At 71.1% G+C, this 19,109-nt stretch carries 19 protein-coding genes; 12 read left to right on the top strand and 7 right to left on the bottom strand.

Annotated elements, in window-relative coordinates:
* Positions 1-13: 13 nt before the first annotated feature.
* The 6 genes from tsf to K415_RS0120095 all read left to right on the top strand — a co-directional run bounded on the left by tsf (position 14) and on the right by K415_RS0120095 (position 5,074).
* Positions 14-853, top strand: coding sequence for a translation elongation factor Ts (gene tsf, locus K415_RS0120120; protein ID WP_024288822.1), 840 nt, complete (start codon positions 14-16; stop codon positions 851-853).
* 309 nt (positions 854-1,162) lie between these two features.
* Positions 1,163-1,855 (top strand): UMP kinase, encoded by a 693-nt coding sequence (pyrH, locus tag K415_RS0120115; protein ID WP_034663735.1) that lies wholly within the window; start codon positions 1,163-1,165, stop codon positions 1,853-1,855.
* 79 nt (positions 1,856-1,934) lie between these two features.
* Positions 1,935-2,492 carry a ribosome recycling factor gene (frr, locus tag K415_RS0120110; protein ID WP_024288820.1) on the top strand — a complete coding sequence of 186 codons (558 nt, stop codon included), beginning with the start codon at positions 1,935-1,937 and terminating at the stop codon, positions 2,490-2,492.
* A complete protein-coding gene (locus K415_RS0120105) occupies positions 2,493-3,362 on the top strand; it encodes a phosphatidate cytidylyltransferase (RefSeq protein WP_024288819.1) in 870 nt (289 codons plus the stop codon).
* 21 nt (positions 3,363-3,383) lie between these two features.
* A complete protein-coding gene (gene rlmN, locus K415_RS0120100) occupies positions 3,384-4,526 on the top strand; it encodes a 23S rRNA (adenine(2503)-C(2))-methyltransferase RlmN (RefSeq protein WP_029664248.1) in 1,143 nt (380 codons plus the stop codon).
* Entirely contained in the window at positions 4,523-5,074 is a 552-nt protein-coding gene (locus K415_RS0120095; protein WP_024288817.1) for a DivIVA domain-containing protein, read from the top strand. Before rlmN ends, K415_RS0120095 begins: the two co-directional genes overlap by 4 nt.
* Positions 5,075-5,086: 12 nt before the next feature.
* On the opposite strand, the gene K415_RS0120090 is transcribed toward K415_RS0120095, so the two are convergent.
* From K415_RS0120090 to K415_RS0120075, 4 genes are all read right to left on the bottom strand, one after another.
* Positions 5,087-5,908, bottom strand: coding sequence for an ABC transporter permease (locus tag K415_RS0120090; protein WP_024288816.1), 822 nt, complete (start codon positions 5,906-5,908; stop codon positions 5,087-5,089).
* Positions 5,905-6,915, bottom strand: a complete 1,011-nt coding sequence (locus tag K415_RS0120085) for an ATP-binding cassette domain-containing protein (RefSeq protein WP_024288815.1) — start codon at positions 6,913-6,915, stop codon at positions 5,905-5,907. Before K415_RS0120085 ends, K415_RS0120090 begins: the two co-directional genes overlap by 4 nt.
* Before the next feature lie 172 nt (positions 6,916-7,087).
* Positions 7,088-7,765 carry a PadR family transcriptional regulator gene (locus tag K415_RS0120080; protein WP_024288814.1) on the bottom strand — a complete coding sequence of 226 codons (678 nt, stop codon included), beginning with the start codon at positions 7,763-7,765 and terminating at the stop codon, positions 7,088-7,090.
* A gap of 38 nt (positions 7,766-7,803) precedes the next feature.
* Positions 7,804-8,328, bottom strand: a complete 525-nt coding sequence (locus tag K415_RS0120075; RefSeq protein WP_197024763.1) for a PH domain-containing protein — start codon at positions 8,326-8,328, stop codon at positions 7,804-7,806.
* A 245-nt stretch (positions 8,329-8,573) separates the two neighbouring features.
* Here K415_RS0120075 and dxr point away from each other — a divergent pair, with 245 nt between their 5' ends.
* Entirely contained in the window at positions 8,574-9,791 is a 1,218-nt protein-coding gene (gene dxr, locus K415_RS0120065) for a 1-deoxy-D-xylulose-5-phosphate reductoisomerase (protein ID WP_029664243.1), read from the top strand.
* 34 nt (positions 9,792-9,825) lie between these two features.
* Here the strand turns inward: dxr and K415_RS0120060 are convergent, their stop codons facing one another.
* The 3 genes from K415_RS0120060 to K415_RS0120050 are packed head-to-tail and all read right to left on the bottom strand — an operon-like array spanning position 9,826 to position 13,153.
* Positions 9,826-11,235, bottom strand: coding sequence for an FAD-binding oxidoreductase (locus K415_RS0120060; RefSeq protein ID WP_024288811.1), 1,410 nt, complete (start codon positions 11,233-11,235; stop codon positions 9,826-9,828).
* A gap of 26 nt (positions 11,236-11,261) precedes the next feature.
* Positions 11,262-12,644 (bottom strand): aspartate aminotransferase family protein, encoded by a 1,383-nt coding sequence (locus tag K415_RS0120055; RefSeq protein WP_034661463.1) that lies wholly within the window; start codon positions 12,642-12,644, stop codon positions 11,262-11,264.
* A 35-nt stretch (positions 12,645-12,679) separates the two neighbouring features.
* Positions 12,680-13,153 (bottom strand): Lrp/AsnC family transcriptional regulator, encoded by a 474-nt coding sequence (locus K415_RS0120050; protein ID WP_029664241.1) that lies wholly within the window; start codon positions 13,151-13,153, stop codon positions 12,680-12,682.
* A gap of 157 nt (positions 13,154-13,310) precedes the next feature.
* Here K415_RS0120050 and K415_RS0120045 point away from each other — a divergent pair, with 157 nt between their 5' ends.
* The 5 genes from K415_RS0120045 (at position 13,311) to K415_RS0120025 (ending at position 19,103) form a co-directional block, all read left to right on the top strand.
* Positions 13,311-14,789: an aminobutyraldehyde dehydrogenase gene (locus K415_RS0120045; RefSeq protein WP_024288808.1), complete on the top strand. Its 1,479-nt coding sequence runs from the start codon at positions 13,311-13,313 to the stop codon at positions 14,787-14,789.
* 188 nt (positions 14,790-14,977) lie between these two features.
* A complete protein-coding gene (locus K415_RS0120040; protein ID WP_024288807.1) occupies positions 14,978-16,195 on the top strand; it encodes a PotD/PotF family extracellular solute-binding protein in 1,218 nt (405 codons plus the stop codon).
* Positions 16,195-17,385 (top strand): ABC transporter ATP-binding protein, encoded by a 1,191-nt coding sequence (locus tag K415_RS0120035; RefSeq protein WP_024288806.1) that lies wholly within the window; start codon positions 16,195-16,197, stop codon positions 17,383-17,385. The genes K415_RS0120040 and K415_RS0120035 overlap by 1 nt, the downstream gene beginning before the upstream one ends.
* A gap of 3 nt (positions 17,386-17,388) precedes the next feature.
* Positions 17,389-18,306, top strand: a complete 918-nt coding sequence (locus K415_RS0120030; RefSeq protein WP_024288805.1) for an ABC transporter permease — start codon at positions 17,389-17,391, stop codon at positions 18,304-18,306.
* Complete coding sequence (locus K415_RS0120025; protein ID WP_024288804.1) at positions 18,303-19,103, top strand: ABC transporter permease; 801 nt, start codon at positions 18,303-18,305, stop codon at positions 19,101-19,103. Before K415_RS0120030 ends, K415_RS0120025 begins: the two co-directional genes overlap by 4 nt.
* Positions 19,104-19,109: the final 6 nt, after the last annotated feature.

The following is a 19,109-nucleotide window of genomic DNA, read 5'->3' as shown; positions in this document are numbered from 1 at the left end:
GTAAGGACACACGATGGCGAACTACACCGCCGCTGACATCAAGGCCCTGCGTGAGCGCACGGGCGCGGGAATGCTCGACGTCAAGAAGGCCCTCGACGAGGCCGACGGCGACGCCGAGAAGGCGCTGGAGATCATCCGCGTCAAGGGCCTCAAGGGCGTGAGCAAGCGTGAGGGTCGTGCGACGTCCGACGGCCTGGTCGCCGCGAACATCGCCGACGTCGCGGCCGGCCAGACCGGTGTGCTCGTCGAGCTCAACTCGGAGACCGACTTCGTCGCCAAGAGCCCCAACTTCATCGCGCTCGCGGACAAGGTGCTGGCCAGCGCTGTCGCGGCCGGCACCGACGACGTCGCGGCGATCCTTGCCTCCGAGGTCGACGGTCGGACAGTCGCCCAGATGATCGACGAGACGGCTGCGACCCTCGGCGAGAAGCTGGTCCTGCGCCGGGTCGCCCGGATCACTGCGCCGAAGGTCACCGTCTACCTGCACAAGGTCAACAAGGACCTGCCGCCGCAGGTCGGGGTGCTGATCGGGACCGACGCAGCGGGTGCCGAGGTGGCCAAGGACATCGCGATGCACACGGCCGCGTACTCCCCGATCTACCTGACCCGCGACGACGTCCCGGCCGAGACGGTCGAGTCGGAGCGCCGGATCGCCGAGGAGACCTCGCGCAACGAGGGCAAGCCGGAGGCCGCGATGGCGAAGATCGTCGAAGGACGGCTCAACGGCTTCTTCAAGGAGACCGTGCTCGTCGAGCAGGCGTTCGCCAAGGACCAGAAGAAGTCGGTCAGCCAGGTCCTCGCCGAGGTCAGCGGCACCGTGACGGGCTTCGCGCGGTTCCGCGTGGGAGCCTGAGCACACGAACCGACGTCGCGACGGCGGCCCAGTGCCCGGCCCGAGGCCGGTCGACGGGCCGCCGTCGCGCACGTGCCAGGCTTGACCCGGGCGCCTGCAGGGGGACCCGGTCCCGGACGCGAGGGTGGAGGAGCTGTGGTGCAGGACGTGACCGCAACGAAGGACCACGACGACCACACCGACGGCCGGCACGACTGCCACAGCGACGGACGGACCGACGGCCGGCACGACTGCCACAGCGACGGACGGACCGACCGCAAGACCGACCGCCAGACCGAGCGGCGCAGCGGTGAGCCGGCACGCCGTGTCCTGCTCAAGCTCTCCGGCGAGACCTTCGGTGGCGGTGGCATCGGCCTGGCGCCCGACGTCGTCCGGCGGGTGGCGGTGGAGATCGCCGAGGCCGTCCGCTCGGGGGTCCAGGTCGCGATCGTCGTCGGCGGCGGCAACTTCTTCCGTGGCGCCGAGCTGTCCCAGAGCGGGCTCGACCGCGCTCGGGCCGACTACATGGGGATGCTCGGCACCGTCCTCAACTGCCTGGCACTGCAGGACTTCCTCGAGCAGGCAGGCGTGAGCACCCGCGTGCAGACCGCGATCACGATGGGACAGGTCGCCGAGCCGTACATCCCGCTCCGCGCCATCCGACACCTGGAGAAGGGCCGCGTGGTGATCTTCGGCGCCGGCGCAGGCATGCCCTACTTCTCCACCGACACGGTCTCTGTGCAGCGTGCTCTCGAGACGCACTGCCAGGAGGTCCTGATGGGCAAGAACGGCGTCGACGGTGTCTACACCGCCGACCCGCGGACCAGCCCCGATGCCGTCAAGTACGAGGCACTGACCTACACCGAGGCCCTGGTCAGCGGCCTCGAGGTGATGGACGCGACAGCCCTGAGCCTGTGCCGTGACAACGACGTGCGGATGCGCGTCTTCGGGATGGGCGAACCGGGCAACGTCACGCGAGCCCTGCAGGGTGAGAAGATCGGGACGTTGCTCACCGCGGGCTGAGCGCCCACCGGCGGACGACGAGCACGACGAGCGCACCCACGAGCGCGCAGCGGGACACGACGAGAACGAAGGAGCACCGGTGATCGACGACACCCTCCTCGGGGCCGAGGAGAAGATGGACAAGGCGATCGAGGTCGCCAAGGAGGACTTCTCCACGATCCGGACCGGACGGGCCAATGCGGCCATGTTCTCGAAGGTGGTCGTCGACTACTACGGCTCGCCGACACCGCTGCAGCAGCTCGCGTCCTTCACGACACCTGAGGCGCGCACCCTGCTCGTCACGCCGTTCGACGCAAGCTCCCTGAGCAACATCGAGCGCGCCCTGCGCGACTCGGACCTCGGCGTGAACCCGAGCAACGACGGCAAGATCATCCGGATCGTCCTGCCGCAGCTCACCGAGGAGCGGCGTCGGGACTACGTCAGGCTCGCCCGGCACAAGGCCGAGGACGCGCGCGTGTCGCTGCGCAACATCCGACGCCGGGCCAAGGACGAGCTCGACCGGATCGCCAAGGACGGCGAGGCCGGCGAGGACGAGGTCGCCAGGGCGGAGAAGGAGCTCGAGGCACTGACCAAGCGGCACGTCGAGCTGGTCGACCAGGTGCTGGCCCACAAGGAGAGCGAGCTGCTCGAGGTCTGAATGGGAGACTCGGCCGAGGTGGAGACCGCGTCACGCGGCTCGTCGGCGACCCCGCGCGCGGGCCGTGACCTGCCCATCGCGATCGGTGTGGGCCTGGGGCTCCTCGCGGCCGTCGGCGCCTCGCTCTACTTCCGCAAGGAGGGCTTCATCGCGTTCGCGGTGCTCGCCTGCGGCGCCGGCCTGTGGGAGCTCGCGCAGGCCTTCACCCGGCGCGGGATCCAGGTCCCCCTGCTGCCGCTGCTGGTGGGGACCGTGGGGATCCTGGTCTCCTCCTACACCTCCGGCCCAGAGGCCCTGCTCGTCGCCTTCATGCTCACGGCCGGCGGTGTCGTCGTCTGGCGGGTGCTGGACGGCAGCGGGCCGGCCGCCCTGCGGGACGCGGCCGCTGCGACGTTCGCCACGGCCTACATCCCGTTCATGGCCGGCTTCGTCATGCTCATGCTCGCCGCGCCGGACGGCGATCGGCGGGTGGCCCTGTTCGTCCTGCTCGCCGTGGCGAGCGACACCGGCGGCTATGTGGCAGGCGTCCTGACGGGGCGGCACCCGCTCGCACCGTCGGTGAGCCCGAAGAAGTCGTGGGAGGGCCTCGTCGGCTCGCTCGCCCTGGCGGGCACCGTCGGGGCGGTCGGGATGTCCTGGGCGTTCGGCACCTCGTCCCTCGTCGGGATCGGTCTGGGCGTCGCGTCCGTCCTCACCTCGACGCTCGGCGACCTTGCCGAGTCCCTGCTCAAGCGGGACCTGGCGCTCAAGGACATGGGCACGCTGCTGCCCGGTCACGGTGGTGTGCTCGACCGGTTGGACTCGCTGCTGCTGACGGCCCCGCTGGTCTACCTCCTGCTGGTCGTGGCACTGCCCGGGGCCGCGGGATGAACGTGACAGACTGCCGGTGCCATGGTTGAGGTCACCCCCGCCGCCGAAGGTCGAGCGCCCCTCGCGCTGACCATGTCGGCCCCCCGACGCGGCAAGCCGCCGCGGCACTTCGCCGACCTCGGCGCTGCCGAGCGAACCGCCGCGCTGACCGAGCTGGGCGAGAAGCCCTTCCGTGGCAAGCAGCTCGCGACGCACTACTTCACGCACCTGACCAGCGACCCGGCCGAGATGACCGATCTGCCGCAGGAGGGGCGCACGGCCCTCGTCGAGGCGCTCTTCCCGCCGCTGCTCACCCCCGTGCGGACGTTGACGGCCGACGCGGGCACGACTGTCAAGACGCTGTGGCGGCTCTACGACGGGGTCAAGGTCGAGTCGGTGCTCATGCGCTATCCGGGTCGGGCGACGCTGTGCGTCTCGAGCCAGGTCGGCTGCGGGATGGCCTGCCCGTTCTGTGCGACCGGGCAGCTCGGACTCACCCGCAACATGTCCACCGCGGAGATCCTCGAGCAGGTGCGCCTGGCCGCACAGGCCCTCGCACGCGGCGAGGTCGCCGGTGGCCCCGGCCGGCTCTCGAACCTCGTGTTCATGGGGATGGGCGAGCCCCTGGCCAACTACCGCGCCGTGATCGAGGCCGTCCGCCGGTTCATCGCACCGGCGCCGGAGGGCTTCGGGATGTCGGCCCGCAACGTGACGGTCTCGACCGTCGGCCTCGTCCCGGCGATCGACAAGCTCGCGAACGAGGGCATCCCGGTGACGCTCGCGCTCTCGCTGCACGCGCCGGACGACGCCCTGCGGACCGAGCTCGTCCCGATCAACACCCGCTGGACCGTCGACGAGGCCCTCGACGCCGCGTATCGGTACTTCGAGGCCACCGGGCGCCGGGTCAGCATCGAGTACGCCCTGATCAAGGACATGAACGACCACGCCTGGCGCGCCGACCTGCTCGGTCAGAAGCTGACCGACCGCGGCCGTGGCTGGGTGCACGTCAACCCGATCCCGCTCAACCCGACGCCCGGCTCGATCTGGACGGCCAGCGAACGATCGGTCGAGGCCGAGTTCGTCAGCCGGCTGAGGTCGTACGGGATCCCCACGACGGTCCGCGACACCCGAGGCAGCGACATCGACGGTGCCTGCGGTCAGCTTGCTGCAGAGGAAGGCCCATGACCCGAATGTTCCGTAGCGCCGGACGCCTGCGAACCGGCTACGACCCCGCTCAGGTCGACGAGTTCTTCACGCAGGCGCGCCGGGTGTACGAGGGGCAGAGCACCGAGCCGCTGACCGGTCGCGACGTCCGGCATGCCGCGTTCGACCTCGTCCGGGGCGGCTACGCGGCGGGCGCGGTGGACGCCGCGCTCGATCGGCTCGAGCGTGCCTTCGTCCTGCGCGAGCGTCAGGCCTACGTCGCGACCCGTGGCCAGCAGGCCTGGATGGAGCACCTGGCCGCCCAGGCCCGGACGCTGTACGGCCGGCTGACCCGTCCCGACGGCGAGCGGTTCGCCCGGGCCCACCGGGGCGAGCACGGCTACCACCCGGACGACGTCGACGACCTGTGCCAGCGGCTCGTGGACTACTTCGACCACGGCCAGACCCTGACCTCCGACGAGGTGCGTCATGCGACCTTCGGTCGGGCGAAGGGCCACGAGGCCTACCGGGAGGCTCCGGTCGACGCCTTCTGCGACCGGGCGATCGAGGTGCTGCTCGGCGTGGAGTGACGCCCGGGAGCCTCAGCCGTCCTCGCGCCGGAACCTGCTGGTGCCGAACCACAGCCCGAGGCCGAGGAGCGCGACCGTCAGGACGTAGCCGAGCACCGCTGTGCCGCTCGTCACGTCGCCGGCGAACTCCGCACGGATGCCGCTGACGATGTGCTTGATCGGGTTCGCGTCCGAGACCCGGTCCAGCCAGACCGGCGCCGATGCGGCGGTGATCGGCAGCAGGATCCCGGAGAGCAGCAGCAGCGGCAGGGCGATCCCGTTGAGCAGGGGCGCCAGCGCGTCCTCGCTCTTGAGGGTCAGGGCGATGGCGTAGGAGATCGAGGCGAACGCTGCTCCCAGGAGTGCCGCGGAGGCCACCCCGAGGACGATCCCGCCGAACGGTGCGTCGAGGCCGAACAGGTACGCCACCGCGACGAGCACGATGCCCTGGACGACGATCACGAGCACATCGCGCAGCACGCGGCCCAGGACGAGGGCCGAGCGGGGCGCAGGCGTGACCCGCTCCGCCTCGATGACGCCGTCGCGCCACTCGGCGATCAGGCCGAAGCCGACGAACAGGGCACCGAACATGCCGAGCTGCACGAGCAGGCCGGGGACGAAGAGCTGGTACGCGTTCGCCGCGCCGAGCGCCGGTGCCAGCGGCTCGAGCAGCGGGCCGAACAGGCTCAGGTACAGGATCGGCTGGAGCAGGCCCATGACGCTCCACACCGGGTTACGCAACGAGATGCGCATCGCCCGGCGGAAGACGACGAGCGTGTCGTGGACGACTGTGCTGCGCGGACGCGTCGTCCCGCGCCGACCCGCCGCGAGGCCGGTGTTGGTGATGGCGGTCATGCTGCTGCTCCGTCCATGCTGGTGGGACCGTCGGGTCCCGGCGTCGCGGTGCCGCTCTCGCCGTCACGCAACGAGCGGCCGGTCAGGGTGAGGAAGACGTCGTCGAGGGTCGGCCGCCGCAGCTCGACCCCGGCGAGGGCGACCCCCTCGGCGTCGAGGGAGCGGAGCAGGCCGGGCAGCAGGGTGCTGCCCTGCGGGACCCGCACCTCGACCATGAGCCGGTCGACGACCGGCTCGGTGGCACCGGGCAGCGCGCCGGCGATGATCACGATCCGGCCGACCTCGCCCGGGTGGGATGCCGTCAGCACGACGGCGTCACCGCTCACCTGCTGCTTGAGCGCCTCCGGCGTACCCTGCGCGACGATCGAGCCGTGATCGATCACCAGGATCCGGTCGCACAGTGCGTCGGCCTCGTCCAGGTAGTGGGTGGTCAGGAACACGGTGCTGCCGCGGTCGTCACGCAGCGCGCGCACGTGGGTCCAGAGGTTGGCCCGGGCCTGCGGGTCGAGACCGGTCGTCGGCTCGTCGAGGAAGACCAGGGCGGGGACGTGCACCAGGCCGAGCGCGATGTCGAGGCGCCGACGCTGGCCACCGGAGAGGGACGAGCACGTGCGGTCCCACAGACCGTCGAGCTCGAGCTGCGTGAACAGCTCGCGGGCCCGGGCCTCGGCCGGACCGCGCCGGACGCCGTACAGCAGGGCGTGGTCGATGACCTCCTCGCCGGCTCGGGCCGCACCGGAGGTCGATCCGGACTGTGCCACGTAGCCGATCCGGCGTCGGACGCCGCTCGGGTCCCGCCGGAGGTCGACGCCCGCGACGGTGGCCTCGCCCCGGGTCGGCCGGAGCAGGGTCGTGAGCATGCGCAGGGTCGTGGTCTTCCCGGCGCCGTTGGGGCCGAGGAAGCCGACGATCTCGCCGGCATCGACGTCCAGGTCGACTCCGCGCACGGCGTCGACGTCCCCCCGGCGGTTCCTGTAGGTGCGGGCCAGCCCGCGGGCGTGGATCATGCGCAGCTCCTCGTCGTGGTCCGGCGCCGGGTGGCACCGTTGCTCGAAGCGCGGAGCGGGTCCGCACGGAGCCATCATTCACGATGGACTATTACTCGTCAAGATTGACTATTACGCGAACGTGGAACGCCGAACGCGGCGGACATGGGAGCGGTGGGCCGACGGTCGGAGCTCAGGCGTGCTGCTGCGTGCCCCGGGGATCGAGGTGGGCGCCCGCTGCGATGGCTTCGGTGATCTGCGCCTCGGTCGGGTACCAGTCCGGCTCCTCACCCACGAACGAGTAGGCGCCGCCCCGGATCCGGTCCAGGTAGTCCCGCGCCCAGGCCGCCTCACCACCGAGGCGGGCCGCGAGGATGCGCATCACCTCGGTCGCGGTGTCAGGCTTCTCGGGCGAGGCGAGCATCTCCTCGATCGTGAGCCGGGTCCGGGCGATCTCCGCCTCGAGCCCGCGGAGGTGGACGCCGACCGCGTCGAGGACCTCGGCCCGCGGCAGTGCGTAGCCGAAGTTGACGGCCACCATGAACGCGGTCGGGTCGTCGACCCCGCGCAGCGCTGCCCGGAGCAGCTCGAGGAACTCCGCCTGACCGGCATCCGTGAGCCGGAAGGTTGTCCGGGCCGGCCGGGCCCCCCGGGCCTCGGTGGCGGCCTCCTCCAGCAGACCGCGCTCGGAGAGCGATCTCAGCGCGTTGTAGATGCTGCCCGGGTGGATGCTGGCCCAGTCGCCGACCTGCCAGGACGTGAGCTCACGCCGGAGGAAGTAGCCGTGCACCGGCTGGAAGATCATCACGGCACCGAGGACGAGCAGCCGCGTCGCAGCGCCGAGCGCCGAACCTGCGGAGCGGGGTGACATGGCGCGAGTCTGGCACGCCGGGCGGGCCGGTACGGTCCTCAGACCCCGGTGCTGTCGTCCGATCCCTCGGCCGGGATCTGCTCGTCGAGGATGATCTCCTGGACCTGCATCAGCCGCCGCTCGAGGTGGGCGACGTCGTAGAGCTCGATGTCGCTGTCGTTCCCGGCCGTCTCCACGACGAGCGTGCCGCAGCCGAGCATCCGGTCGAGCAGCGAGCGTCGGTAGCTCACCGAGTGCACCCGGTCGATCGGGATGTCCTTGCCCTCGCGGGAGAGGATGCCGCGGCGGCTGATCAGCCGCCGCGTGGTCAGGACGTCGGTCGAGGTCAGCCAGCCGAGGAACGGCCAGAACCCGAAGGCCAGGACGAGCACGGCGGCCACGGCGAGCACGGCCCACCGCTGCCAGGCGTCGTCCTGGACGCTCGGGAAGAGCTCGAGCAGCGCGTAGGTCGCGGCGGCCGCAGCGGCAGCCGTGACGAGCACCGGAACGACGAGGTTCTTCCAGTGCGAGTGGGCGCTGAAGACGACCTTCTCGCCAGCGGCGAGCAACGAGTCCTTGACCATGGCCGAGATCATCCCACCGAGCGCGGTGCGTTGTCCCCGTCCTCGCCGAGGAACCTGTGGTCGATCCGCACCACCTCGGGTCGAGCGATCTCGATCGCCCCGCGCGACGGCGTCGGCACAACCCGGGAGGTCCCAGGTCGGTGACGAGGGCCCAGGTCGGTGACAATGGCCCGGTGACCCAGTCAACGAGCTCGCCGACGAGCCGGCCGACCGACCCGACGAGCTCCCGCGGCCCCCGGCGAACCGTGGCCCTGCTCGGGTCGACCGGTTCCATCGGGACCCAGGCGATCGACGTCGTACGCCGCCACCCCGAGCGATTCGAGGTCGTCGGGATCAGCGCCGGCGGGGCGAACCCGCGGCTGATCGCCGAGCAGGCGGTTCTGCTCGGCGTCGGGACGGTGGCGGTGGCCGACGCCGCGGCGGGGCCCGCGGTGCTCGAACAGGTCACCCGGGTGACGGCCGAACGGGGGATCCCGTCGATCGGCATCGAGCTGCTCACCGGCCCTGGGGCCGCGGCCACGCTTGCCGGTCGCGGCGCGGACGTCGTGCTCAACGGCATCACCGGTTCGGTCGGCCTCGGGCCGACCCTCGCGGCGCTCGAGGCCGGGAGCACCCTCGCGCTGGCGAACAAGGAGTCGCTCGTCGTCGGCGGCGCGCTGGTCAAGGCCGCCCGGCGCCGGCCGGACCAGATCGTCCCGGTGGACTCCGAGCACTCCGCGATCGCGCAGTGCCTGCGCGGCGGACGTCGGGGCGAGGTGCGCCGGCTGATCCTCACCGCGTCGGGCGGACCCTTCCGGGGACGCACGCGCGACGACCTCGAGCACGTCTCCGCGGAGCGCGCGCTGGCGCACCCGACCTGGTCGATGGGGCCGGTCGTGACGATCAACTCGGCGACGCTGATGAACAAGGGCCTCGAGCTCATCGAGGCGCACCTGCTGTTCGACGTCCCGGTCCGGGACATCACCGTCGTGGTGCACCCGCAGTCGGTCGTGCACTCGATGGTGGAGTTCGTCGACGGCTCGACGATCGCCCAGGCCTCGCCGCCGGACATGCGCCTGCCGATCGCGCTGGGGCTGTCCTGGCCGGACCGGCTCGACCCCGTTGCTGAGCCCTGCGACTGGACGGCCGCGACGGCCTGGACCTTCGAGCCGCTCGACGAGGTGGTCTTCGGTGCCGTGCGACTCGCGCGGGAGGCGGTCGCGGCGTCGGCGACCCACCCGGCGGTCTACAACGCCGCCAACGAGGTGTGCGTTGCGGCATTCCTCGAGGGGCGGATCGGCTTCCTCGACATCGTCGACACGGTCGAGCGCGTGCTCACCGAGCACTCCGAGCACCCTGAGGGCTCCGAGCGCCTGGGGGAGACGCCGGCGGAGCGGCCAGGTCGCGATCTCACCCTCGAGGACGTGCTCGCAGCGGAGACCTGGGCTCGACGGCGTGCCGCCGAGCTGCTCGCACCTCGCTGACCGTCGCCGGCAGCCGAGCGGGTCCCGGTGGCGGCTAGTGCCCGATCAGCGGCCCCATCAGGCGCGCGACCGCGCTCTGCCGACCGGTGACGGACTCCTCGACGTCCGCGAGCGACATGGCTCGCAGCCCGGCGTTGACGCCCAGCCACCGCAGCGGCTCCGGCTCCCAGCCCGGTGAGCGGTGCCCGACCCACGGCAGGCGGGTGAGGGCCGAGTCCTGACCCGTGACGAGGTCGGCGAGGGTGCGACCGGCCAGGTTGGTGGTCGACACCCCGTCGCCCACGTAGCCGCCGGCCCAGCCGAGCCCGGTGCTGGGGTCGAGCCCGACCGCAGCGTGCCAGTCGCGCGCGACGCCGAGCGGTCCGCCCCAACGGTGCGTCACGGGCACGTCGCGCAGCACCGGGAACAGCTCGTGCAGGGTTCGTTCGAGCGCCGCGAAGACCCGCGGCTCGCGATCGTGCTCCGGGCGGACGGTCGAGGCCCAGTGGTACGGCGCGCCGCGACCGCCGAAGGCCAACCGGTCGTCGGTCGTCCGCTGCCCGTAGACGATCAGGTGACGGTGGTCGGTGAACGTCTCACCACGCTGCAGCCCGATCGCATCCCACACCGCTGCCGGCAGCGGGGCGGTCGCGATCATCAGGGAGTAGACCGGCGCGACGGCGCGTGCGGTGCCGGGCAACGTCGCCGTCCACGCCTCCGTCGCCCGGATCACGTGCCGTGCGCGCACGGTCGCCGGGCGGCCGTCGTCGACCCGCCGGGTCCGTACCCGACCCGGCTCGAGGCTCGTCGCGGCCGTGCCCTCGACCACCCGGACGCCGCGGCCCGCAACGACCCGCGCGAGACCTCGCACCAGGCGCGCCGGCTGGATCCGGGCGCAGTCCCCGGTGAACGTCGCGCCCCGCACCCCGGTCGCGGCGAGCCGCTGCCGGGCCGCAGCGACGTCCAGGAGCTCGACCTCGTCACCCCAGCGGCCCGACGCCGCTGCCTCGGCCCGGGCCCTGGTCACCTGGGGGCCGGTGCGGGCCACGGCGATCGTCCCGCCGTAGGCGAAACCGCAGTCGATGCCCTCGGCTGCCGCGACCCCGCCGACCTCCACGACGGTGTCCCGCATCGCCGCCCGCATCGCCAGCGCGGCCGGTGCGCTGTGCCGCCGCGCCAGGGCCTCCGCGCTCAGCGGGAACAGGGCCGAGCACCAGCCGCCGTTGCGTCCGCTGGCACCGAAGCCGGCGATCTCCTGCTCGAGGACCAGGACGTCGAGGTCCGGATCCGCCTCGGTCAGGTAGTAGGCCGCCCACAGCCCGGTCAGGCCACCGCCGACGATGACGACGTCTGCGTCCGTCGACCCGTCTAGCGCTGGTCGCGGGCTCAGGTCATCGGGCTCGCCGAGACCGTCCGTGCCGCCCGCGGCCTGGTCGAGCCACAGCGACAGGTCGCGGTACGGCACGCGGTCGGGGTCCGCCGGGACGGGTCTCAGAGCTGGGCCCACGCCTCGGTCAGGACCCCGCGCAGGATCTGCTCGATCTCGTCGAACTCGGCCGGGCCGCAGGTCAGCGGCGGGGCGAGCTGGATGACCGGGTCGCCCCGGTCGTCGGCCCGGCAGTACAGGCCCGCGTCGAGCAGGGCATGGGACAGGAAGCCGCGCAGCAGCCGCTCGCTCTCGTCGTCGTCGAACGTCTCGCGGGTGGCGGCGTCCTTGACGAGCTCGATCCCGTAGAAGTAGCCGTCGCCCCGGACGTCGCCGACGATCGGCAGGTCGAGCAGCTTCTCGAGGGTCTTCCGGAAGACCGGTGCGTTCGTGCGCACCCGGGCGTTGAGGCCCTCACGCTCGAAGATGTCGAGGTTCGCCATCGCGACGGCCGCCGAGACCGGGTGCCCGCCGAACGTGTAGCCGTGGTAGAAGGTCGTCGTGCCGTGGCGGAACGGCTCGAAGATCCGGTCCGAGGCGATCAGGGCGCCGATCGGGGAGTACCCGGAGGTCATCCCCTTCGCGCAGGTGATCATGTCGGGGACGTACCCGTAGTCGTTGCACGCGAACATGTCGCCGATCCGGCCGAAGGCGCAGATCACCTCGTCGGAGACGAGCAGGACGTCGTGCTCGTCGCAGATCTGCCGGACCCGCTCGAAGTACCCGGGCGGCGGCGGGAAGCAGCCGCCGGAGTTCTGCACGGGTTCGAGGAACACCGCGGCGACGGTCTCGGCACCCTCGAAGAGGATGGCCTCCTCGATCCGGTCCGCAGCCCACCGTCCGAAGGCCTTGGGGTCGTTGCGCAGCTCCTCGGGGCCACGGTAGATGTTCGTGTTCGGCACCTTGTGAGCGCCGGGGACCAGGGGCTCGAACGGCGCCTTCATCGGCGGGATCCCGGTGATCGACAGGGCGCCCTGGGACGTGCCGTGATAGGCGACGGCCCGCGAGATGACCTTGTACTTCGTCGGCTTGCCCTGCAGCTTCCAGTACTGCTTGGCGAGCTTCCAGGCCGTCTCGACGGCCTCGCCGCCGCCGGTGGTGAAGAAGACCCGGTTGAGGTCACCGGGCGCGTGGGAGGCGAGGCGCTCGGCCAGGTCGATGGCCTGCGGGTGCGCGTACGACCAGAGCGGGAAGAAGGCCAGCTCGGAGGCCTGACGGCGGGCGGCCTCGGCGAGCTCCTCGCGCCCGTGGCCGACCTGGACCACGAAGAGGCCGGACAGCCCGTCGATGTACCGGCGGCCGTCGGCGTCCCACACGTGGTGTCCCTCGCCGCGCACGATCACCGGCACCGGGCCGTTCTCCCAGGTGGACTGCCGCGTGAAGTGGCCCCACAGGTGGCGGCGGGCCGCCTGCGCGCGGTCGGTCCCGGCGGGAGTCGTCGTGGTCACGACGGCGGACGGGCCATGTGGCCCAGATGCCTCGGTCATCGGGTTCCCCAGTCGTAGAGCTGCTTGCGGAGCTTGAGATAGACGAAGGTCTCGGTGGTCCGGACCCCCGGGAGCGTGCGGATCTGCTGGTTCAGGACCTCGAGCAGGTGCTCGTCGTCCTCGCACACCACCTCGACCAGCACGTCGAACGCGCCGGCGGTGATCACGACGTAGTCGACCTCGGACAGCGCGGCCAGGGCGTCGGCGAGCTTCTCCAGGTCCCCTTCGGCCTTGATCCCGATCATCGCCTGCCGGGTGAAGCCCACCTGGAGCGGGTCGGTGACCGCGACGATCTGCACGACACCCGACTCGACCAGCCGCTGGACGCGCTGACGAACGGCTGCCTCGGACAGCCCGACGGCCTTGCCGATCGCCGCATACGGTCGCCGGCCGTCGGCCTGGAGCTGCTCGATGATGGCCTTGGACGTCGCATCGAGGGTCATCGGAGTGGGCTTGCCGGGAGCTGCCATGCTGCGATGGTCTCCCGTCGGACACCCGCTGTGCAAGCGAATCCGTGGATCTGGGGCCCAGGAAGCGCCGAATCCGGCGATCGGCGTCCTTTGAGCGGCGGATATCGGTGCGATTCGAGCAGGGCTGCGCTACCGTCGTCCCAGGGTCCACGTCGTGGTGGCCGAGCCACCGATCAACCAGGAGGCTGCCGTGTCCGATCCCACCGAAGGTCCTGTCGAGCTCCGCAACATCGTCGGCGGAGAGTCGACGCCGACGGTCGAGGGCCGCACGAGCGACGTCATCGACCCGACGACCGGCGAACGCTACGCCACCGCCCCGGTCTCCGGAGCAGCCGACGTCGACGCCGCGCTGCGCACCGCGGCAGCGGCGTTCGAGACCTGGCGCGACACGACGCCGGCCGAGCGCCAGCGGGCCCTGCTGCGCATCGCGGACGCGATCGAGGCCCGCGCTGCGGACTTCGTCCGGGTCGAGTCGCGCAACACCGGCAAGCCGCTCGCCCTCACCGCTGCCGACGAGGTGCCGCCGTGCGTCGACGAGCTCCGCTTCTTCGCCGGTGCCGCGCGGATCCTCGAGGGCGTCAGCGCGGGGGAGTACCTCGCGGGGCACACCTCCTGGGTGCGGCGCGAGCCGATCGGTGTGATCGGGCAGGTCACACCGTGGAACTACCCGTTGATGATGGCGGTCTGGAAGATCGCACCGGCGCTCGCCGCCGGCAACACGGTTGTGCTCAAGCCGTCCGACACGACCCCGGCGAGCACGCTCCTGCTCGCGGAGGTCGTCAACGAGTTCCTGCCGCCCGGCGTGCTGAACGTGGTGTGCGGCGACCGGGACACCGGTCGAGCGCTCGTCGAGCACCCGATCCCGTCGATGGTGTCGATCACCGGCTCGGTCCGGGCCGGGATGGAGGTCGCCGGCTCGGCCGCCCGCGACGTCAAGCGGGTGCACCTCGAGCTCGGCGGCAAGGCACCGGTCGTGGTCTTCGCCGACGCGGACCTCGACGCGGCCGCCGAGGGCATCGCCGGTGCGGGCTTCTACAACGCGGGCCAGGACTGCACCGCGGCGACCAGGGTCCTGGTGCACGAGTCGGTGCACGACGACTTCGTGGCGGCGCTGGGCCAGCACGCCCGCTCGACCCGGACGGGTCGGCCGGACCAGGACGTCGCCTTCGGCCCGGTGAACAACGCAGGCCAGCTCGACCGGGTGATGGGCTTCCTGGACCGGCTGCCCGACCACGCGACGATCGTGGCCGGTGGTCGTCGCCAGGGCGACGTCGGGTACTTCCACCAGGCCACGGTCGTCGACGGCCTGCGTCAGGACGACGAGGCGATCCAGCAGGAGATCTTCGGTCCGGTGATCACCGTGCAGACGTTCCGGGACGAGACCGAGGCGCTGGCGCTGGCGAACGGGGTCCGGTACGGCCTGGCGAGCTCGGTGTGGACGGCGGACCACGGCACGGCGCTGCGCATGTCACGGTCGCTCGACTTCGGGGTCGTCTGGATCAACACCCACATCCCGTTCGTCGCCGAGATGCCGCACGGCGGGTTCAAGCACTCGGGCTACGGCAAGGACCTGTCCATGTACGGGTTCGAGGACTACACCAGGATCAAGCACGTGATGAGTGCCTTCGGAGCGTGAGCTCGGGGACGGCTGGACGGAGGGATACGTCGCTCATGTTGCCGTCGGGTGACATTTTCGTTGCACATGTGCCCGTAGACGATGGAATCGCTTGTGAAGTGCGCGTGCGCCTGCGACCATCCGGTGATCGGCGAACGGTTGCCCACTGACCCGCGGACGCACGGATCCCCCGACGACAGGAGCCAACGGTGACGCACCGCCCCCTTCCCACCGACCCGATCGTCCGCGCCCTGGTCCGGGCGCAGAGCGCCGCGGTCTCCCGCCGCTCGGTGCTCGCCGGTGGCGCCGGCCTCGCGGGTGCCGGTGCCCTGCTCGCCGCCTGCGGTACGGGTGGCACGAGCGGGCCGTCGGCCTCCGGTGGTCCGGCCGAGGACCGGTCGGCGAGCGACAAGGTCGTCAGCTGGGCCAACTGGACGCTCTACCTGGACTACGACGGCGAGTCCTACCCGACCCTCGAGCGGTTCAGCGAGGAGACCGGGATCGAGGCCACCTACGCCGAGGACATCGACGACAACGACGCCTACTTCGGCAAGATCCAGGGCCAGCTGGCCAACGGTCAGGACATCGGCCAGGACATCGTGACCCTGACCGACTGGATGGCCGGGCGGATGATCCGGCTGGGCTACACCCAGGAGCTGGACAAGACGAAGATCCCCAACGCGAAGAACCTGCTCGCGAGCCTGCAGGACGTCTCCTTCGATCCCGGCCGCGCGCACTCACTGACCTGGCAGTCGGGGTTCGGTGGCGTCGCCTGGAGCAAGGCCGCCGTGCCGAACGGCGTGCACACGATCTCCGACCTGTGGGCACCCGAGCTCGCCGGGCGGATCGAGGTCCTCTCCGAGATGCGCGACACGGTCGGCCTGATCATGCTCGACCAGGGCGTCGACGTCGCAGGCGAGTGGGGTGACGACGAGTTCTTCGCCGCACTGGAGGTGCTCGACCAGCAGATCGGCTCCGGGCAGATCCGTCAGGTCAAGGGCAACTCCTATGCCGAGGACCTGGTCTCGGGTGACGCGCTCGCGGTCATCGGCTGGTCGGGTGACATCACTGTGCTCAACTTCGAGAACGGCGAGAACTGGGAGTTCGCCCTGCCCGAGGCAGGCGGCACGCTGTGGAGCGACAACCTCATGATCCCGATCGGCAGCCCGCACAAGGCCAACGCCGAGGCGCTCATGAACTACTACTACGACCCCGTGGTGGCCGCCGAGGTCGCGGCCTACGTCAACTACATCTGCCCGGTCGAGGGCGCCCGTGAGGCCATGGCGGAGTTCGACCCGTCCCTCGTCGAGAACCAGCTGATCTTCCCGGACGACGCGACGCTGTCCCGGGCGCACGTGTTCCGCGCACTGACCGCGGACGAGGAGACCAGGTACAACGAGGAGTTCCAGGCGGTGATCGGGAACTGATGGGACCGACGTCGGGTGTGGCGGTCGCTGAGCCAGGGTCCGGCCCGCGGGCGGCAACGAGCTCTGGTGCGGACCTGACCCTCGAGCGGGTCAGCAAGGAGTTCGGCGCGTTCACGGCGGTCGACGACCTGACCCTGACCATCCCGTCGGGGTCCTTCTTCGCCCTGCTGGGACCGTCCGGCTGCGGCAAGACGACCACCCTGCGCATGGTCGCGGGTCTGGAGCAGCCGACCAGCGGTCGCATCCTGATCGGCGGGCAGGACGTCACGTCGACCAGGGCTCACCAGCGGCCGGTCAACACCGTCTTCCAGTCCTACGCGCTGTTCCCGCACCTGAGCGTCCTGGAGAACGTCGCCTTCGGCCTGCGTCGCAAGCGCGCGTCGGACCCGCTCGGCAAGGCAGGGGTCGCCCTCGACCTGGTCGAGCTCCGGCACCTGTCCGAGCGCCGACCGGCCCAGCTCTCCGGCGGCCAGCAGCAGCGGGTCGCGCTGGCCCGCGCGATCGTCAACAACCCCGCCGTGCTGCTGCTCGACGAGCCGCTCGGCGCGCTCGACCTCAAGCTGCGGCGCCAGATGCAGGTCGAGCTCAAGCGGATCCAGACCGAGGTCGGGCTGACCTTCGTGCACGTCACGCACGACCAGGAGGAGGCCATGACGATGGCCGACACCGTCGCGGTGATGAACGCCGGTCGGATCGAGCAGATGGGCTCACCGGCGGACCTGTACGAGCTGCCCCGCACCGCCTTCGTCGCCAACTTCCTGGGTCAGTCGAACCTGCTGCGCGGCACCGTCGTCGAGCACGGCTCGTCGATCCTGGGCGTCGACGTCCTGGGCCAGCGCCTGCAGGTGCCCACCGTGCGGGCCGTGACGACCAGCGGCGACGTCCTGCTCGGCGTCCGCTCCGAGAAGCTGCGCATCCTGCGGGACGGCGAGGAGCCACCGGCGGACGCCAACGTCATCGGACCGGGGCGGGTGACCGACGTCTCCTTCACCGGCGTGAGCACCCAGTACCAGGTCGAGGTGCCGGGCCTGGGGACGATGGCTGTCTTCGTCCAGAACCTGCTCGGCGGTGCGACGACGTCGCTCGGCGAGCAGGTCAGGCTGGCGTGCGCGATCAAGCACACATTCGCCCTCGACGGGGCCGACGACGTGACGTCCGGCGCGGTCGGCCTCGACGACGCGGGCGTCTGAGCCATGAGCATCGTCACGGCGATCGGGCACGGCCCGGGCAACGGTCCGGCCGTGCGGCCGCTGCGCCGGGCGCGCGGCGGCGCCTACCTGCTGCTGGCGCCCGGGCTGGCGTACCTCGGCCTGTTCTTCGTCGTGCCGGTGGTGGCACTGCTCGTGACGTCCCTGTACGTGCCGGTGCCCGGCGGCGAGGTCGGCCAGTTCCAGCCGGCCTTCGAGTGGGGCAACTACGTCGACGCGCTGTCCACCTACTGGCCGCAGCTGATGCGCTCGTTCCTCTACGCCGTGATCGCCACCGTCGCCGCCCTGCTCATCGGCTACCCGATGGCGTACGCGATCGCCGTCCGGGCCCGGGGCAAGCCGTTCCTGCAGGGGATGCTCCTCGTCCTGGTCATCGCCCCCTTCTTCACGAGCTTCATCCTGCGGACCATCGCCTGGAAGCAGATCCTGGCCGACGAGTCCTTCGTCGTGGCCGCGCTCAGGGCCCTGGCGCTCCTGCCCCCGGACGGTCGGCTCACCGCGACCGCGATCGCCGTCGTGTCCGGTCTGACGTACAACTTCCTGCCGTTCATGACCCTGCCCATCTACGCCAGCCTCGAACGCCTGGACGTGCGCATGATCGAGGCCGGTCAGGACCTGTACGCGAGCGGCCCGACGACGTTCCGGCGGGTCACCCTGCCGCTGTCGATGCCCGGGGTCGTCTCCGGGACGCTCCTGACGTTCATCCCGGCATCCGGCGACTTCGTCAACTCGGTGCTGCTCGGCAACACGACCACCACGATGATCGGCCAGGTCATCGACTCGCGCTTCTTCAAGGTCAGCGACTACCCGACGGCCGCGGCGCTGTCGGTCGTCCTGATGGTCGCGATCCTGGCCCTCGTCACCGCCTACGTGCGACGCTCCGGGACCGAGGAGCTGCTGTGAACGGCACCGGTCGGCTGCGCATCGGGGACGCGTTGATCCCGGTGTTCGCCGCACTGGCCTTCCTCTACCTGCTGGTCCCGATCGCGTACACGGTCGCGTTCTCGTTCAACGACGCGGGTCGCACGAACCTGATCTGGCGCGGGTTCACCCTCGACAACTGGGCCGACCCGTGCGGTGCACCCCAGGTCTGCGCGGCGCTGGTGAACTCGCTCAAGGTCGGCAGCATCGCGACAGTGGTCTCGACGATCCTCGGCACGCTCATCGCCCTGGCCCTCGTGCGCTACCGGTTCCGCGGGCGGGCGCTGGCGAACCTGCTGATCTTCCTGCCGATGTCGACGCCGGAGGTCGTCCTCGGTGCTGCCCTGCTCGCGCAGTTCCTGAGCCTGCGGATCAACCCCGGCTTCGGCACCGTCGTCATCGCGCACATCATGTTCTGCATCAGCTTCGTCGTGGTCACCGTCAAGGCCCGGGTCGCCGGCCTGGACCCGAAGCTCGAGGAGGCGGCCGCCGACCTGTACGCGTCGTCGTGGCAGGCCTTCTGGCGGGTGACGTTCCCGCTCCTGGTGCCCGGGATCCTGGCCGCCGCGCTGCTCGCCTTCTCGCTGAGCTTCGACGACTTCATCATCACGAACTTCAACTCCGGCAACTTCACGACCTTCCCGAAGTTCGTCTACGTCTCGGCCACCCGAGGTATCCCGCCGCAGGCCAACGTGATCGGCTCGGCGATGTTCGCCATCGCCCTGCTGCTGGTCGTCGGCGTCCAGGTCTTCACCGCGGCCCGACGCCGCCGTCGGTGACCGTGG

It is taken from the genome of Cellulomonas sp. KRMCY2, from assembly GCF_000526515.1.
In the GTDB taxonomy this organism is placed as follows: Bacteria; Actinomycetota; Actinomycetes; order Actinomycetales; family Cellulomonadaceae; genus Actinotalea.
This window is presented reverse-complemented; position numbering and strand designations above follow the sequence as displayed.

Bases quoted from the DNA above. Each gene is read 5' to 3' on its own strand.
- K415_RS0120035 (WP_024288806.1), top strand. From the start codon at position 16,195: ATGGGACCGACGTCGGGTGTGGCGGTCGCTGAGCCAGGGTCCGGCCCG.
- K415_RS0120105 (WP_024288819.1), top strand. From the start codon at position 2,493: ATGGGAGACTCGGCCGAGGTGGAGACCGCGTCACGCGGCTCGTCGGCG.
- K415_RS0120075 (WP_197024763.1), bottom strand. From the start codon at position 8,328: ATGGTCAAGGACTCGTTGCTCGCCGCTGGCGAGAAGGTCGTCTTCAGC.
- K415_RS0120085 (WP_024288815.1), bottom strand. From the start codon at position 6,915: ATGATCCACGCCCGCGGGCTGGCCCGCACCTACAGGAACCGCCGGGGG.
- K415_RS0120095 (WP_024288817.1), top strand. From the start codon at position 4,523: ATGACCCGAATGTTCCGTAGCGCCGGACGCCTGCGAACCGGCTACGAC.
- K415_RS0120090 (WP_024288816.1), bottom strand. From the start codon at position 5,908: ATGACCGCCATCACCAACACCGGCCTCGCGGCGGGTCGGCGCGGGACG.
- rlmN (WP_029664248.1), top strand. From the start codon at position 3,384: ATGGTTGAGGTCACCCCCGCCGCCGAAGGTCGAGCGCCCCTCGCGCTG.
- K415_RS0120080 (WP_024288814.1), bottom strand. From the start codon at position 7,765: ATGTCACCCCGCTCCGCAGGTTCGGCGCTCGGCGCTGCGACGCGGCTG.
- K415_RS0120050 (WP_029664241.1), bottom strand. From the start codon at position 13,153: ATGGCAGCTCCCGGCAAGCCCACTCCGATGACCCTCGATGCGACGTCC.
- tsf (WP_024288822.1), top strand. From the start codon at position 14: ATGGCGAACTACACCGCCGCTGACATCAAGGCCCTGCGTGAGCGCACG.
- K415_RS0120030 (WP_024288805.1), top strand. From the start codon at position 17,389: ATGAGCATCGTCACGGCGATCGGGCACGGCCCGGGCAACGGTCCGGCC.